The organism is Enterobacter sp. TMH.L2 (assembly GCF_050847315.1).
Lineage (GTDB): Bacteria > Pseudomonadota > Gammaproteobacteria > Enterobacterales > Enterobacteriaceae > Cedecea.
In genome coordinates this window covers 1,068,237-1,083,962 of record NZ_CP193791.1, presented here as the reverse complement: position 1 = coordinate 1,083,962, position 15,726 = coordinate 1,068,237, and the positions used below count along the sequence as shown (strand labels likewise).

At 57.0% G+C, this 15,726-nt stretch carries 12 protein-coding genes; 6 read left to right on the top strand and 6 right to left on the bottom strand.

Going from position 1 to position 15,726, the window contains the following annotated elements; all coding sequences use genetic code 11:
- Window positions 1–29: 29 nt before the first annotated feature.
- A complete protein-coding gene (locus ACREYP_RS05270; protein WP_336819126.1) occupies window positions 30–1,010 on the bottom strand; it encodes a nickel/cobalt transporter in 981 nt (326 codons plus the stop codon).
- A complete protein-coding gene (locus ACREYP_RS05265; RefSeq protein ID WP_336819125.1) occupies window positions 1,001–1,648 on the bottom strand; it encodes a DUF1007 family protein in 648 nt (215 codons plus the stop codon). The genes ACREYP_RS05270 and ACREYP_RS05265 overlap by 10 nt, the downstream gene beginning before the upstream one ends.
- Window positions 1,649–1,772: 124 nt before the next feature.
- On the opposite strand from ACREYP_RS05265, the gene csiE reads away from it, so the two are divergent.
- The gene (gene csiE / locus ACREYP_RS05260; protein ID WP_008459437.1) at window positions 1,773–3,053 is read left to right on the top strand and encodes a stationary phase inducible protein CsiE; all 1,281 of its coding nucleotides are present in this window, start codon (window positions 1,773–1,775) and stop codon (window positions 3,051–3,053) included.
- Here csiE and ACREYP_RS05255 read toward each other — a convergent pair.
- The 4 genes from ACREYP_RS05255 to ACREYP_RS05240 form a co-directional block, all read right to left on the bottom strand.
- Complete coding sequence (locus ACREYP_RS05255) at window positions 3,050–4,204, bottom strand: 3-phenylpropionate MFS transporter (RefSeq protein WP_336819124.1); 1,155 nt, start codon at window positions 4,202–4,204, stop codon at window positions 3,050–3,052. The genes csiE and ACREYP_RS05255 overlap by 4 nt on opposite strands.
- A gap of 103 nt (window positions 4,205–4,307) precedes the next feature.
- Complete coding sequence (locus ACREYP_RS05250) at window positions 4,308–5,129, bottom strand: aldose 1-epimerase (protein WP_336819123.1); 822 nt, start codon at window positions 5,127–5,129, stop codon at window positions 4,308–4,310.
- Window positions 5,129–6,568: a sugar porter family MFS transporter gene (locus tag ACREYP_RS05245; RefSeq protein WP_336819122.1), complete on the bottom strand. Its 1,440-nt coding sequence runs from the start codon at window positions 6,566–6,568 to the stop codon at window positions 5,129–5,131. The genes ACREYP_RS05250 and ACREYP_RS05245 overlap by 1 nt, the downstream gene beginning before the upstream one ends.
- 66 nt (window positions 6,569–6,634) lie before the next feature.
- Window positions 6,635–9,907, bottom strand: a complete 3,273-nt coding sequence (locus ACREYP_RS05240; RefSeq protein ID WP_498881177.1) for a DUF5107 domain-containing protein — start codon at window positions 9,905–9,907, stop codon at window positions 6,635–6,637.
- 116 nt (window positions 9,908–10,023) lie between these two features.
- Here ACREYP_RS05240 and ACREYP_RS05235 point away from each other — a divergent pair, with 116 nt between their 5' ends.
- From ACREYP_RS05235 to ACREYP_RS05215, 5 genes are all read left to right on the top strand, one after another.
- A complete protein-coding gene (locus ACREYP_RS05235; RefSeq protein WP_336819119.1) occupies window positions 10,024–11,217 on the top strand; it encodes an ROK family protein in 1,194 nt (397 codons plus the stop codon).
- Window positions 11,218–11,347: 130 nt separating this feature from the next.
- A complete protein-coding gene (locus tag ACREYP_RS05230) occupies window positions 11,348–11,770 on the top strand; it encodes a DoxX family protein (protein WP_008459445.1) in 423 nt (140 codons plus the stop codon).
- Between the two features lie 383 nt (window positions 11,771–12,153).
- Entirely contained in the window at window positions 12,154–13,137 is a 984-nt protein-coding gene (locus ACREYP_RS05225; RefSeq protein WP_008459446.1) for an autoinducer 2 ABC transporter substrate-binding protein, read from the top strand.
- A 107-nt stretch (window positions 13,138–13,244) separates the two neighbouring features.
- A complete protein-coding gene (locus ACREYP_RS05220) occupies window positions 13,245–14,744 on the top strand; it encodes a sugar ABC transporter ATP-binding protein (protein WP_008459447.1) in 1,500 nt (499 codons plus the stop codon).
- A complete protein-coding gene (locus tag ACREYP_RS05215) occupies window positions 14,737–15,726 on the top strand; it encodes an ABC transporter permease (RefSeq protein WP_039305740.1) in 990 nt (329 codons plus the stop codon). The genes ACREYP_RS05220 and ACREYP_RS05215 overlap by 8 nt, the downstream gene beginning before the upstream one ends.

Sequence of the window (15,726 nt, the reverse complement as noted above, 5' to 3'; positions counted from 1 at the left end):
TTTTTTTATGCCCGCATTTAGCTACCCGTTCAGAAAGGCCGAATACCTCGCGCCATCGGCTGGGCGCTCAGCCACATAATCAGCGCGGCCACGACCAGGACAATTCCTCCCGCCAGTGCAAGCGTTGACCAGCCTACCTGCCGCCACAGCACCGGGGCCCGGTTCCCGCTTAAGCGAACCGCCAGCGCACGGAAGCTGTGCACCAGCAGCGCCAGGCCGGAAATGGTGATCGAAGTACCTGCCGCCATCGCCAGCGCAGACAGCACGCCCCAGCTAAAGACCCCGATCACCTTGCTGAACAGCAGCACCATAATCGCGCCAGAACAGGGGCGCATGCCCATCGACAGGACAATCATCAGCCTGGCCCGCCAGTCGCTTCCCGCAGTCAGCTGTTTTTCGTCCGGGACGTGCTGATGCCCACAGCCGCAGTTAGCGTCATGCACATCATGCGGCGTAAACGAGGTAAATTTGGGTTTGCGGCGTAACTGAACCTGTAAACGCCGCAGCGCCCGCCAGCTCAGCAAAAGGCCCAAGAACCCGACAAGCAGATAGCTGCCCTTCTCCAGCCAGAAGCTGCTGAGATGAAGCTGCCGGGAAGGCAAAGCGAGAACGCCCAGCACCACGACCACCAGCGCAATAGCCACCAGCCCCTGCAATAAAGACGCGGCAAAGGTCAAACCGAGGCTGCTTTTAATTTTTGAGGGATGGGTAGCAAGCCAGGTGCTGATGACGATTTTGCCGTGCCCCGGCCCCAGCGCATGGAGCACGCCGTAGACAAAACTGAAAGAGAGCAGCGATAAGCCTGCGCGAGCGGGGTTGTCCGCCACCTGACGCAGCAGCCCGCTTAATTCCTGATTGATTGAACGCTGCCAGACGGCCGAACTAAGCAAGATTTGCGGCCAGTAAAACCACAAGGCATAAAGCCCGGCGGCGGCAAGCAGCATAAACAGCGCCAGCGGCCACAGATGGCCCCAGCGGCGGACGGGAGAAGAAGCGGTGATTATTGACATGCCAGCGTCACCTCCTGAGCAAACAGTTTCCCTAAGTCCATGTCCTCCGGCGGGGCGTCAGCTTTATCCAGCGACTGCGCGAACAGCAGAGTTTCTTCGCTGGGCTTTGGCGTATGCACGGCAACTTTACAGCTTGAGGCCAGCTCCTGCGGCAGATGCACGTCCCCATCGTGGTCATAACTCATGTCGACAAAATAAGTCGGGTCGAAGGTTGAGAAACGGTATGTCTGTCCTTTGAGCGGCTGCGGATGCGCCAGCGGCAGAACAAACGTCAGCACCGCCTGATGATTGCTACGGCTCAGGCCATATTCCGGCGGCAAATTGCCAAACTTCACCTTCTCTTTGTTATGCCAGAACTCGGTAAAGTAGTGCTGGCCCAGCACATTAGCCATCACTTCCGCCGCCAGCTTCTTCCACACCGGCGACCCCGGCTTGGCGTCGCCGGCGTCATACAACAGATCTGCTGAAGTAATGTCGTCCATCGTCCACTGCATTTTTAGCCCCGTCAGCTGCCCCTGATCAACCACAGGCGTGGTGACGATAGAGATAAAACTGTGGGGATGCGCCTGCACGCTTGTCGCTGAAAACCCTGCCAGCAGCAAGGCTACTCCTTTCAGGCTGATTCTTTTGTCGCTCATGCTTCCCTCAAGATTTAAATTCTGTGAGCCAGCCGTAATTCCGTGATGAAAAACTAAAAAGGGCAATATATTGGCCGAAACCTTTAGCTATTCTTAACTTCTGACACCACATTGGGACAGCCAGATGATGACTTTACTGACGCCGCCGCCCTCTGTGCTATCCAGTTCGCAGCGCCGCTGCCACCTGCTTCTGATGCTCTATCTCCCGGAGCAGATCGTCACGCCGGAGGTCATTGCCAGCCTTAACGGCGTGGATCAGAGGCAAACCCTGCAAGATATAGCCGACACGGGCCATGAGATCCAGAGTTATCACCGTCTCTCCCTGACGCAGCAGCAGGACGGCAGCTACCGGATTGAAGGCACAGTCCTTGACCGCCGCCTCTGTCTGCTGCACTGGCTGCGACGTTCGCTGCGCCTTTGCCCGCAGTTTGTGCAAAACCACTTTAGTCCGGCACTAAAGTCCCAGCTAAAGCATCTGGGGCTTATCAAGGCGCTGTATGACGAAACTAATTTACGTGCGCTGGTGAATCTGTGTGGTCGCCGTTTAAAAAGGCAGTACGACAGCCGGGACAGCCAGTTCCTGACGCTGTTTTTGCAGTATTGTCTGCATCAGCATCACTCCGGCAATGCGCCAGTCCTGACGCAGCAGCAGCGCGAGTGGAGCCAGATGCGGCCTGAATTTGTTGTCGCCCAGGAAATAGCCCGCCACTGGAAGCGCCGCGTCATGCAGCCCGCAGACGTTGATGAACAGCATTTCCTGGCCCTGCTGTTTCAACTGCTCAGAATTCCCGATCCGATTAATGACGAACATGAACAGGATGCCCGGTTACACAATGAAATCGCACGGATGATCGAACGTTTCCGCCGTCAGGCCGGGCTTTCTTTTAGCGATGAACAAGGGCTGAGCGATCAGCTTTATATTCACCTCGCCCAGGCGCTGAACCGCTGCCACTTTAATATCGGCATCGACCACAGCCTGCCCGAAGAGATCACGCGTCTTTATCCGAGGCTAATGCGAACCTCGCGAGAAGTGCTTGCGGATTTTGAACAGCATTATGGGATTCAGTTTTCCGATGCGGAAAGGGGCCTGGTCGCGGTGATCTTTGGTGCCTGGCTGATGCAGGAAAGTGACATTCAGGAAAAACAGGTGTTACTGCTGACGGCCGACGATCGCGAGCTGGAACAGAAAATTGAGCAGCAGCTGCGCGAGCTGACCCTGCTGCCGCTCAACATTAAATATCTGGCGGTGCAGCAATTTCAAAGCCAGGGCGCCCCGCGTGAAGTGGTGCTGGTTATTACGCCCTACGCGACCTCGCTGCCGCTGTTTTCTCCCCCGCTCATTCACGCCACGCTGCCGCTGGGTGAACACCAGCAGCAGCGCATCAAAGCACTGTTAGAGGCTTAGCTTTCCGCAACCGGGCTGACTGCGGCGACTTTGGGCCGCAGGAACAGCGCCGGGGCCGCCACCAGCGCCATGATCCAGAACATCCCGCCCTGCAAATGCTGATAGAGGAAGCCCGAGAAAATCGTCATCACGGCGATACCGCCGCCCATCGCCACTGCGGAGTAAACGGCCTGCAGGCGGATCACCTCCCCGCCTTTGCGGGCAGAGATATAGCGCATCGCCGCCAGGTGGCAAATCGTGAAGCTGCCGCAGTGCAGGATCTGCGCCACAATCAGCCACGGAAGTTCGGTGGTGCTTGCCATCAGGCTCCAGCGAATAATGCTGGTCACGGTGGACAACAGCAGCAAATCTCTGGCGCTCCAGCGGCGGAACAATTTGTTGCTGAGGGCAAAGATAACGATTTCCGCCACCACGCCCAGCGACCATAAATAGCCCACAACGGAAGCGGAATAGCCTGCCCCCTGCCAGTAAATCGCGCTAAAACCGTAGTAGGCCGCATGCGCGCCCTGCAGCAGAGAAACACAGGCCAGAAAACGCCAGGCGCTGATAATCAGCCCTTTCCAGGCTGGCCAGCCAGCTGAAGCCTGATGCCGGGTTTCTCCCTGAGGCATAATGGAAGGCCGCAGCATCATGCCAATCAGCATCGACGCCGCGCCAAGGGTCAGCAGGACCAGAATAGCCTGAGAGCTGAACTCGCTCACCAGCTTGCCGGTAATGGCCGAGCCGATGACAAACGCCAGCGATCCCCAGAGCCGCACCCGGCCATAATCCAGCGGCATTTGCCGCTGCCAGGTCCCCGCCAGCGCATCGGTCAGCGGCACCAGCGGCGAGAAGAACAGGTTAAAGCCCACCATCGTGAGCAGCAGCCAGAGCGCGGCATGGCCCAGCCAGAAACCGGCGGCAAAAATTAGTGTGGCAAGGGCTAACAGCCGAAGGGCGACAACAAGGCGGGAAGGATCGGTCACGCGGGGGGCTAATAATAAACTGCCGAGGAAACGGGCAATCAGCCCTGAGCCTAACAGCAATCCGATAGTTTCCGGGGGAAGCCCGACGCCTTTGAGCCAGACGCTCCAGAACGGTAAAAATACGCCATAGCTAAAGAAGTAGGTAAAGTAACTGAGCGCCAGCCAGCGCGTGGAATGCAAAACCATGATCCCTCCCGTTTTGGAGGCGATAGTGTCGGGGATAGCCGGCTGGCATGCAAGCAAACATTAACAGCGCAATAACACACATCAAAATAATGGCTATTGCGCGTTAGCTCACCTCAATCTCCATCTCCAGATGCGTGGCCTGGCCCGTCTCCAGCATGACTAAACCCGGCATCCCCGCCTGGTTGTGCGCGTTGACCGGATGCGTTTGCGGTTCAAGACAGATAAACGGCTGGTTCCCCATGCTGAATACCATCAAACAGGCCGCCGGGCTACGCAGACAAATGCTCATCTCCGAGTGGGTAATAACCGCCCTGCCGCTCCAGCCGGAATACCCCACGTTAAGCCACTTGTTCTCCGGCGTTTTTGCACGGGAAAAATCTGCCTGCGGGGTGAACGTCCCTTCCCAGGCCAAAGGCAGGTGCTGCTCGCCTTCGGGCCAGTAGCCGCTGGCGGAAAACTGCACCTGGCTGGCTGGCTCCAGCGCAAAATAAGGATGCAAACCCAGCCCGTATATCATCGGCTTCTCGCCAGTGTGCTTCAGCTCAAGCCGGGTGAACAGCCTGTTGCCTGCCAGGCGGTAAGTCAGATTTGCCAGATAGTGAAAACCGCAGGGATACTGGCTGCACAGGCTCAAGGTGACAGACTCAGCTTCGTACTGCTCAACGTGCCAAAGCTTTTGCCAACCATCCCCGTGCAGGAAAAAGTGCTCATCGACGAGGCTGTCTGGCAGCTGGATTCGCTCGCCGTGCAGATGGAAAGCGTTCCCGGCCACCCGATTAGCCAGCGGCAGCATTGGAAACAGCGCCGGGTTCGCCGGATGAAAAATCGGTTTCCCGTGCCTGAGAGATTCAAAGCTGAGAACTGAGGCCCCCTGCGGGGCAACAGTCAAACTAAGAAAATCATTTTGCAGGTGCAGAGTGTCCATTAGCGTAGCGCCTTTGCGGCCCGCGCGGGAGAAGCATTCACGCGGCCTTCAGCCAGCTGCTGCTCCAGCGCTTCGAGGCTCACGCCTTTGGTTTCCGGCACGAAGCGGCGCACGTAGATAAAGCCAGCGGCACAGATAACGCCGTACAGCAGGAAGCTGCCGGATGCGCCCAGGCCTGCATTCAGCAGAGGGAAAGTGTAAGTCAGCAGGAAGCAGGCGACCCACAGCGCTAATGTCCCCAGCGACATCGCGAGGCCGCGAACGCGGTTCGGGAAGATTTCCGCCAACAGCACCCACGTTACCGGGGCCAGCGTCAGCGCATAGGTGGCGATGGCGGCCAGCACCAGAATCAGGACCGGCAGCCCCAGAATACCCAGGCCGTAGGCGGCACCAATCAGCGCATAGATAATTGTCAGCCCAGCGGCACCAAACAGCATCAATTTGCGGCGGCCAATTTTGTCCACCAGCGGCAACGCGGCGAGGGTGAACACCAGGTTAATCAGGCCGGTCGCAACAATCGATTTCAGCGTGCTGTTAATGTCGAACCCGGCGGAGGCAAAAATCTCCTGCGCATAGTTGAAGATAACGTTAATCCCGCACCACTGCTGGAACACCGCCAGCACCATACCAATCACGATGATCGGGCGAACCTTCGGTGCCCAAAGCGCGGACCACGACACTTTTTGTGTGTCCTTGCTTAACGTTTCCTGAATATCTTTCAGCGTTGCATCGGCATAGGCTTTACTGCCGATGCGGCTCAGCATTTGGTGAGCGCGTTCGTTTTTCCCGGCGCGCACCAGCCAGCGAGGTGACTCAGGCACAAAAAACATCAGGATCAAAAAGACCACCGCCGGGAAGGCTTCAAAGCCAAACATCCAGCGCCAGCCCACCTGCCCGTTCCAGCTGGCGCTGATTTCCTGCATCGTTGCCTGGCTGGCAACCGGCTCGGCAATCATCAGGTTAATCAGCTGCGCCGCCAGCACCCCAACCACAATGGTGAGCTGGTTGACCGCCACAAAGCGCCCGCGCTGTGCCGCCGGGCTGATTTCTGCGATATACATCGGACTAAGCGCCGAAGCGAGGCCAATCCCCACCCCGCCGACAATGCGCCAGAGAACAAACATATCGAAGTGACTTGCCACTGCGGTGCCCCAGGCAGACGCGGTAAACATAATTGCGGCAAGAATAAGGGGGATTTTGCGGCCAAACTTGTCGGCACACCAGCCGGAGAGTATCGCCCCAAGAATACATCCCACCAGGGCAGAGCTCATTGCCCACCCGGAAACGGCCGGGTCGGTAATAGAAAAATAGGCTTCGTAGAACGGTTTTGCCCCGCCGATAACCACCCAGTCATAACCAAACAACAGCCCACCACAGGCGGCCACCAGACAGATGGTCCAGACGTAACCCATGCGTAGTTGCGATTGCACACTTTCCATGGTCGATCCTCATCTTGTATTTGTAGGGTAAGGGAGCGGGCGCTCATCGTCGCCCGCCAGTTATTGTTAAAGTACGCCGGTGCTAAGGGCCTGACGCAGCAGATGCGCCTTGTCATGGGCCGGGTTAAGGGTCAGCAGGGCTTCCACCCGCTGGTTGAAGGCGGCGATATCCCCCAGGCCGAGCCATCCAAGCGCCTCCACAAACAGGCAATGCTGCTGATGTTGTTTCCGCGGGTCGCCGTTGAGCGCAATCAGGTCCGGCAGGGAAACGGCGAAGAAATCGGCCTCAACCCCGTCGGCACGGTGCGCCTGCGCCCAGTCAACAAAGGCTTTGAATTGCTGATGGGCCGCCTCAAGCTCACCCAGCTGTTTGAGGGCCATAGCCTGATAGAAGAGGTAGTCCACGGGCTGGTCGTTGTAGTAGCGCCCGGCCGCCAGGGAACTCCCGCCCTTCAACGCCTGCTGGAAGTAAGATTTCCCCCGTTCGTGACGCTGCAGGAGCTGCGCACAGCACCCAAGCAGATACCAGATATCGTTGTCGGTTTGCCCGACCAGACGGCCTTCGCCGAGGTTTTCCGGGTAGCTCAGCGCCTGTTGCAGCAGCTCCTCCGCCTGGCCGTAATGGCCGGCAGACATACTGGCCAGGGCAAGCCGCTGTTGGCTGATAATGTACTGCCCCGTCACTTTGCCCTCGCCGCCTTCCCACGGGTGGAACTTGCGTTCAGCCAGCACCTTCGCGGCAGCTTCCTGCTTGCCATGCTGGTTCCACAGGCTCAGCAGCTCGGCAGTGAGATCGTCACGTTTTAGCGCAACGTCACGCTTCGCCTCCAGACGGGTAAGACGCTCCTCTGGTGCGCGGCCATTCAGCTTCAGCAGGAAGTCGAGTTCAAACAGGAAGCGCGCATTATCAGGTTCGAGATCAACGGCACGCTGCAGCAGCGTTTCAGCTCGCTGAACGTCCTGCTCTTTGTTCCAGGCATGAATCGCCAGCACGCGCTGCACGGAGGCAAACTCAGGCATCTGTTCAGCGCAGAATGCCCAGCAGGTTAGCGCCTCTGCATAGCGACGTTTGCTGTACCAGAAGCAGCCCAGCAGATACTGCGCAAAACCATCCTGCGGGAGGCGCATCAGCATTTGCACTTCATCCAGCGTGTTAGGGAAGCGAACCCGGGCGGTAAACTGCTCCCGAGCCTGCACGAGATAGTTTTGCTGGCGCTGTGGATCGGATTCCAGCGAGGCCTGCCACAGCAGCGGCATCGTTTCCTGGGCATTCAGCACGGTGAGCAGTTCACGTGCGGCATGTTCTGCCCCAAAGCTCATCAGCCAGCCGGCCAAAACGCTGGCGTTAGTGCCGCGCTGGCCGGTCACCTGCCGCAGCTTTTGCTTGTCACCTTCACTCTGGGTTATCGCCCAGCGGGCATAATGCAGGGCATAACTCAGCGGCCAGACGGCAAGCTGCTGCTCAATCCACGCCAGCGCCGTCGCTTTTTCTCCTTGCTGAGACAGCGCCAGCGCTTTCAGCCCCATTGCGAGGTTATTCGAGGCGTTGAACTGCAGGCTTTGGGACACCAGCGCTAATGCGCGAGCCGTCTCCCCTTTGCGCATTGCCAGACGGGCCAGGGCATAAAATGCCGCATCCCGGCAGTTGCCGCTCCAGCTGGCCTTGTAGTAAGCATCGAAGGCGCCGTCGTAGTCGCCCAGGCGCTCTTTCGCCGAGCCGAGAAGCTGGCTGGCATCGCCATTTTGCGGGTTTTTGTTCAGGCGGTGGGCGCGCTGCAGCGCCGCGTCGGCGTGCTCTTTGGCTTTTCGCCAGTTGCCCCGGTTGAATTCGAGCGTGCCCAGGGCGACGTTACAGCGGGAATCGAGCGGATCAATGTCCAGCGCTCGCCGGTAGTAGTCGAAGGCTGACCGGCTGGCGTGCAGATACTGCTCCAGATGCTGGCCAATGAAATAAAGCTCGTCGCAGTTAGCGATCTGTTCAGGCTTAGCCGGGGCCTGCGCCGCCTGCGGCAGAGGCAGCTCTTCCGCGATGTGTTCCAGGTAGCTGAGCACCACTTCGCCTTGCGCGTTGAGTAAGCTCAGCGTCAGCCGCTGCGGCCAGTCATCCGTCAGTTGATGCAGCCAGGCTTCCGCCGGTTTCAGGCTGAGCGGCGTTTGCCACAGGACTACGCCGTCGCTTTCAAGACGCAGCGTCACCGCTTCCAGCGGGGAAATGGCGTAGACGCCGAGTTCCAGCCTGCCCTGCTCACGCTCAAGCTTGATGGCCGCATCGGTGCTGGCGTTTTGCAGCGTCCCCAGCTTGCTGTAAGGCAGGAAGTTTTGCACAAACACTTTTTCTTCAAATGGCGCCAGCCAGGTAAAGTCCGGTTGGTTGTCGGTGAACACGCCTGTCATCAGCTCGATGTACGGGCCGTTGGTGTCGGTCAGATTGCGATCCCAGGCCAGGCCAAAGTCGCAGTTGCCCCAGGTCCACTGCTTTTTGCCCGGCGATACATGGTGATCGGCAATGTGCAGCAGACCGCCCTGTTCGCCGTGGTGGTAGGCCCCAACAAAATCGTAATTCGACTTATCGGCCATGTAAGAGGTTGGCACCGGGATGTTTTTGTAGCGCGAGATATCCACGCCCGCGGAGTAATCCACTTTGTAGTAGGTGCCGTGGGCAATCGGGAAGGCGGAAACGTCGCGTTTGCCGTGGTCAAACACCGCGGTCACGTCCGGCGGGAATACGCTCTGATGGTCGTCACCGCCCTTCACCGCCGGATTAGCCCACCACAGGAAGTGGCGCGGCGTGGCGTTGCCGTTAAAGACTTTGCCGGTAATTTCAATCAGCGCTTTTTCCGGGTAAAGCGTAAACCCGGTCATCACCTGCAGGCCGCGCATCGGCTCCACTTCCCCCAGCCAGACGGTTTGCGCCCCACTTTCGTGCTGCTGGAAGGTCACGTCTACCGGCAGAAAAGTGGTCGGGCGGTGGTGCTGAGGCCAGTTGAATTCGATCCCACCGGAGATCCACGGCCCAATCAGGCCCACCAGCGCGGGTTTGACCACTTCGTTGTAGTACACGAAATCGCGCCCCATCACTTTGTCCCAGGCTCGGTGAATACGCCCGCCCAGCTCCGGCAGCAGCATGACGCGAATGAAATCGTTCTCCAGCCAAACCGCCTGATACTCACGCATTTCACGTTTACCGGTCAGGGTGTCTATGACGCCATAGGGGTAAACCGCACCGGAAGATCCCTGATAGACACGATTTTCCAGGAACATCGGGTTGGGATCCTCTGCTCCGGTGGTCCAGGTAGGGAGTGAGATCGTTTCCTGCCAGACTTTAACGGCTCCGTACATAGCAACTCTCCAGTAAACAAATAACAGTGAATGGGGGATTGCCAACAGTCTGGAGCAGCTGATTATGATTTAATCGCTCAATGCTCACGCAATACAGTTAATGAGGTTTAGTAAACATGCAGCAGTCAGGTTTCAATAATCAGCGGGTACGTCAGCTCAACCGACAAACGCTGATGACGCTGGTATGGCGACACAAGCAGCTGAGTAAATCGCAGTTTGCCCGCTACACCGGGCTGTCCATTCCGGCCGTCAGCAACATCCTTGAGGAACTGGTCGATGAGGGCAAACTTAGCCACTCCAGCGAAAACCTCAGCAGCCGGGGGCTGAACAGCGGCAGCTACCAGATCCCGCCGGAGGGGAATTACATCCTCTGCATGAACGTCACCCCCACCAGCATCGAGAGCCAGCTGTGCAACGCCCAGCTTTCGCCTATAGCCGACTTTGAGCGCCGCGCTATTGTGGCCCCTTCTCCCCAGATACTGCTGTCGGCCATCGAAGCAATCTGGCAGCAACAGCGAAAAAGCTGGCCGAAAAAAACGATCAATCTCGCGCTGGGCATACACGGACAGGTAGATCCGGTGACCGGCGTGTCACAAACTATGCCGCAAGCTCCCTGGAGGGAGGCAGTGGAAATTAAATACCTGCTGGAAGAGAAGCTGAACGTCGAAGTCAGGCTGGATAACGACTGCGTGATGCTGGCCCTGGCAGAAAAGTGGCAAAACAACGGCAACCGGGAAGATTTCTGCGTGCTTAACGTGGATTACGGCATCGGCTCTTCGTTTGTGATCAACGGGCAAATCTATCGCGGCAATCTGTACGGCAGCGGGCAAATTGGCCACACCATAGTTAACCCGGACGGCATGGCCTGCGACTGCGGGCGCTATGGCTGCCTGGAAACCGTGGCTTCGCTCAGCGCGCTGAAAAAACAGGCCCGTATCTGGCTCAAAACGCACCCTGAGGCGCAGCAGCACGATCCGGAAAAGCTCACTTCCCGGCAGCTGGTTCAGGCGCTGCATGCCGGGGATGAAAGGGTCGCCCGCTGGGTAGAAGATTCGGCCAATGCGATTGGGCTTAGCCTGTATAACTTCCTTAATACTCTCAACATTAACCAGATCTGGTTCTATGGCCGCAGCTGCGAGTTTGGCGAAAACTGGCTGAGCGCCATTAAACAGCGCATTGGTTTTAATCCGTTCGACCACGGTGATGGCCTGAAGAGTCACGCCACGCAAATAAACTTCGGGCAGCTCACCCGCGCTCAGCAGGTGATGGGGATTGGTTATTTATATGCCGAGACTGCGCTGATGGAATAACGAGATGGCGTCGGGCGTCATTAATAAAAACATTCATTAACACAAACAACGCGGTAGAGGCGCAGCGGCAATGGCAGGCTCGGAAGTTGTGTATTAACTTTAAATTGAGTCCACTACAGGCGAGCCCGCTATGAACACACTCCGCTATTTCGATTTTGGTCAATCTCGTGCCCTGATCCTGCTTATTGCCCGTATTGCGTTGATTCTGCTGTTCATTATTTTCGGCTTGCCGAAGCTCAGCGGATTCAGCGGCACCGTGGCGTATATGGAGCATCTTGGCACCCCACTCCCGACGCTAGCCGCCGCGATTGCGGTGTTTATGGAAGTTGTTGCCGCTATCCTGGTGATCATCGGGTTCTTTACCCGCCCGCTGGCCATTTTGTTTGTGTTTTATACCCTCGGCACGGCGCTTATCGGTCACCATTACTGGAATATGACCGGGGATGCAGTGATGCCTAATATGATTAACTTCTATAAAAACATCAGCATAGCTGGTGGTTTCCTGCTGCTGGCGGTCACCGGCCCTGGCGCGATTTCCGTCGATAAGCGCTAAATTTCTGCCTCACTTAAAGGCCGCTAATGCGGCCTTTTTCATTTGTTTCCCGCTCATTTTGCTTGATACGCTTCAGCTCACAATTTCGTAACATTTTTTTGCTGGCTTGCGCCCTCTTTGCTGCCAAAAACGTCCCCTTAACGGCAAATTGTTTATTAATTGTTGCTTATATGTTTCATTACTGACTATTAATTAACACCACCATGTCCGTCCAGTTTAAAAAAACATCATATATTTAACCATTTTTTAACTAAACTAGATCTAAAAACAAACAATAATGGGCGTGCATCACATTTAGAAAAACTGCGATTCATTCCCTCTTCCCTTCGTTGCTAGTCTCCTCTCCGTGACATGCCTCAGTCCCTAATAAAAAAGGTACACCTATGAAATTCAAACTCGCATTACTCAGTGCAACCCTGATTTCTGCATGCATGTTGTCCGGTACGGCCGTTGCGGCGGATAAGTATGAAATCGCAGTGGTGGCGAAAGTCACCGGGATCCCATGGTTTAACCGGATGGAAACCGGCGTCAACGAAGCGGCAAAAAAACTCAACGTTAACGCTTACCAGACCGGGGCCTCAACGCCCGATCCGGCTCAGCAGGTGAAGGTGATTGAGGATCTGATCGCCAAGAAAGTGAATGCCATTATTGTGGTGCCTAACGATGCCAAAGTACTGGAGCCAGTACTGAAAAAAGCGCGCGATCAGGGCATCGTGGTGCTGACGCATGAATCCCCTGACCAGCAGATCGGCCAGTGGGATATCGAAACCATCGACAGCGAAAAATATGCTCAGGCCAACATGGACGAGCTGGCAAAAGACATGGGTGGCAAAGGCGGCTATGCGATTTACGTCGGGTCGCTGACCGTGCCGCTGCACAACGCCTGGGCGGATTCCGCCATTAAATATCAGAAAGAAAAATACCCGGATATGTTCGAAGTGACTTCGCGCCTGCCGGTGGCGGAGAGCATCGACAAATCCTATTCCACCACGCTCGATCTGATGAAAACGTATCCACAGATGAAGGGCGTGATTGGCTTTGGCTCCCTCGGCCCAATCGGCGCGGGCCAGGCGGTACAGAAGAAACGTGCGAAGGACAAACTGGCGGTTGTCGGCATTGCCATGCCGGGCCAGGCGGCACCTTACCTGATGCGCGGCGACATTAAAAAAGCGCTGCTGTGGGATCCTAAAGATGCCGGTTACGCACTGGTTACCGTGGCCGATCAGCTGCTGCAGGGCAAAGCCGTGACCAAAGACCTGACCATTGACGGTCTGGGCAAGGCCGATGTCGACATGGATAAGAAAGTGATCCGTTTTAACAAGATCCTCGAAGTCACCAAAGATAACGCTCAGTCACTCGGTTTCTAAGGCACTCCGCCAACACCAGGGAAACCGGAATGCCGGTCAGCCGACCGGCATTCTCCAACAAGATTATTTTGTGGCGCCCACGTCGGGCGCCGGCAGGGGCATTACCCATGACCGACACATCCGCATTTATCACTCTTGAGAATATCAGCAAGCAATTCCCGGGCGTGCGGGCGCTGGATAACGTCAATCTGACGCTCAGAAAAGGCGAAGTTCATTGCCTGGCCGGGCAAAACGGCTGCGGTAAAAGCACGATCATCAAAGTGATTTCCGGCGTCTATCATCCGGAAAAAGGGGCGCAGATTGCCCTCGACGGCAAACTGTTTCACAGCCTGACGCCCACGCTTTCCGCGCATTACGGCATCCAGGTGATCTACCAGGATCTGTCGCTGTTCCCCAATTTCAGCGTGGCCGAGAATATCGCCGTGCACCGCTATCAGCCCGGCGGCAGCCTGTGGGTTAACCGCAGCGTGATGAAAGCCCAGGCGCTGGCGGCCATGCAGCGCATTGGCGTCACGCTCGACCCGGACAAAAAAGTCGAAAAACTCTCGATAGCCGATCGCCAACTGGTGGCGATTTGCCGCGCCATTGCCGCTGACGCCCGGCTGGTTATTATGGACGAACCCACTGCGTCGCTTACCCGCCAGGAGGTTAACGGCCTGCTGCGGGTGGTGAATGAACTCAAAGCGGACGGGATTTGCGTGGTGTTTGTCAGCCACCGTCTGGACGAAGTGATGGAAGTCGCCGACCGCATTAGCGTGATGCGCGACGGGAAGCTGGTCGGCACCTGGCAGGCCAGCGAGCTGGACAGCAACGAGCTTGCGTTCCTGATGACCGGGCAACGCTTCCACTACAGCCCGCTGCCGGAAAAACCTCCGGTAGAAAAACAGCCGATGCTGGAGCTGCGCGGCCTCAGCCGCAAGGGCAAATACCACAACATCAATCTGTCGCTGCGCAGCGGCGAGATTGTTTCCATCGTCGGCCTGCTCGGGTCGGGCCGCACCGAACTGTGCATGAGCCTGTTCGGCATGACGCGGCCGCAAAGCGGTGAAATGCTGATCGACGGCGTGCCGGTAACGTTTCGCAATAACCACGATGCGATCAAACACGGCATCGGCTACGTGTCAGAAGATCGCCTGACTCAAGGCCTGATCATGGAGCAGTCGATCTACGACAACACGATTGTCACGGTCTTCGACAGGCTTCATACCCGCAGCGGCCTGCTCGATCATGAAAAAGCCCGTCATCTGGTGGCCGATCTTATTCGTGAGCTAAACATCAAAGTCTCCGATGCCGGGCTGCCGGTAAAAACCCTTTCTGGCGGCAACGCCCAAAGGATTGCTATCGCCAAATGGGTAGCGACTAACCCACAAATATTGATTCTCGACTCGCCCACGGTTGGCGTGGATATCGCCAATAAAGAAGGTATTTACCAAATCGCCCGTTCCCTGGCGGAACAGGGGCTGGCGGTACTGATGATTTGCGATGAAATCCCTGAGGCGTATTACAACAGCCACCGCGTGCTGGTGATGCGCCGGGGAGAGCTGGTCGCAGAGTTTAATCCTCATCGCAGTAGCGAGCAGGACATTGCTGAGGTGGTCAATGAATAACCCTCGTTTTTCCCGCCTGGCCGGGCAACATGAGTTCTGGCTGGGTCTTCTGGTGGTGGCTCTGGCCGTTGGCCTGAGTATCAGCACCGATGAGTTTTTGTCCCTCGGTAACCTGACGGATGTCGCCACCAGCTACGCCATTCTCGGTATTCTGGCCTGCGGGCTGTTTGTGGTGCTAATTTCCGGAGGGATTGATATTTCGTTCCCGGCGATGACCGCTATTGCCCAGTACGTGATGGCAAGCTGGGTCATTGCCCACGGCGGTAATTTTGCGCTGGCGCTGGTGATTTCCATTGCCGTGGGGCTGCTGCTCGGGCTTATCAACGGCTTCCTGGTTTACTGGCTGCGGGTCCCGGCGATCATCATCACCATTGCCACCCTCAACGTTTACTACGGCCTGCTGGTTTACCTCACCAAAGGCACGTGGCTGTACGGCTTCCCGGACTGGTTTATGAACGGCATTAACTGGTTCTCTTTCACCGCCAAAGACGGTTACCAGTACGGGTTAACCCTGCCGCTGCTGTGCCTGGCCGCAGTGATTATCTTTACCGCCGTGCTGATGAACTACACGCGCCTTGGCCGCCAGATTTATGCCATGGGCGGCAACCGCGAGGCGGCGTCCCGGCTGGGGATGAACCTGCTTAAGCTGCACTTCTACGTCTACGGCTATATGGGGATTCTGGCCGGTATTGCCGCCGTCGTTCAGGCGCAGATCACCCAGTCCGTTGCCCCAAACTCGCTGCTGGGCTTTGAGCTAACGGTCCTGGCGGCGGTCGTGCTCGGCGGGACAAGCATGAGCGGCGGGCGCGGGACGCTCACCGGCACCCTGCTCGGGGTTATCCTGCTGGCATTCTTACAAAACGGTCTGACGCTGCTGAGCGTGTCCTCTTACTGGCACGCCGTGTTCAGCGGCGTGATTATCCTGGTCAGCATCAGCGCCACGGCCTGGAATGAAAAACGCAAACTCGCAAGGGAGCTTTGA

Coding starts and splice junctions, on each gene's coding strand:
- ACREYP_RS05270 (WP_336819126.1), bottom strand. CDS start 1,010: ATGTCAATAATCACCGCTTCTTCTCCCGTCCGCCGCTGGGGCCATCTG.
- ACREYP_RS05265 (WP_336819125.1), bottom strand. CDS start 1,648: ATGAGCGACAAAAGAATCAGCCTGAAAGGAGTAGCCTTGCTGCTGGCA.
- csiE (WP_008459437.1), top strand. CDS start 1,773: ATGATGACTTTACTGACGCCGCCGCCCTCTGTGCTATCCAGTTCGCAG.
- ACREYP_RS05255 (WP_336819124.1), bottom strand. CDS start 4,204: ATGGTTTTGCATTCCACGCGCTGGCTGGCGCTCAGTTACTTTACCTAC.
- ACREYP_RS05250 (WP_336819123.1), bottom strand. CDS start 5,129: ATGGACACTCTGCACCTGCAAAATGATTTTCTTAGTTTGACTGTTGCC.
- ACREYP_RS05245 (WP_336819122.1), bottom strand. CDS start 6,568: ATGGAAAGTGTGCAATCGCAACTACGCATGGGTTACGTCTGGACCATC.
- ACREYP_RS05240 (WP_498881177.1), bottom strand. CDS start 9,907: ATGTACGGAGCCGTTAAAGTCTGGCAGGAAACGATCTCACTCCCTACC.
- ACREYP_RS05235 (WP_336819119.1), top strand. CDS start 10,024: ATGCAGCAGTCAGGTTTCAATAATCAGCGGGTACGTCAGCTCAACCGA.
- ACREYP_RS05230 (WP_008459445.1), top strand. CDS start 11,348: ATGAACACACTCCGCTATTTCGATTTTGGTCAATCTCGTGCCCTGATC.
- ACREYP_RS05225 (WP_008459446.1), top strand. CDS start 12,154: ATGAAATTCAAACTCGCATTACTCAGTGCAACCCTGATTTCTGCATGC.
- ACREYP_RS05220 (WP_008459447.1), top strand. CDS start 13,245: ATGACCGACACATCCGCATTTATCACTCTTGAGAATATCAGCAAGCAA.
- ACREYP_RS05215 (WP_039305740.1), top strand. CDS start 14,737: ATGAATAACCCTCGTTTTTCCCGCCTGGCCGGGCAACATGAGTTCTGG.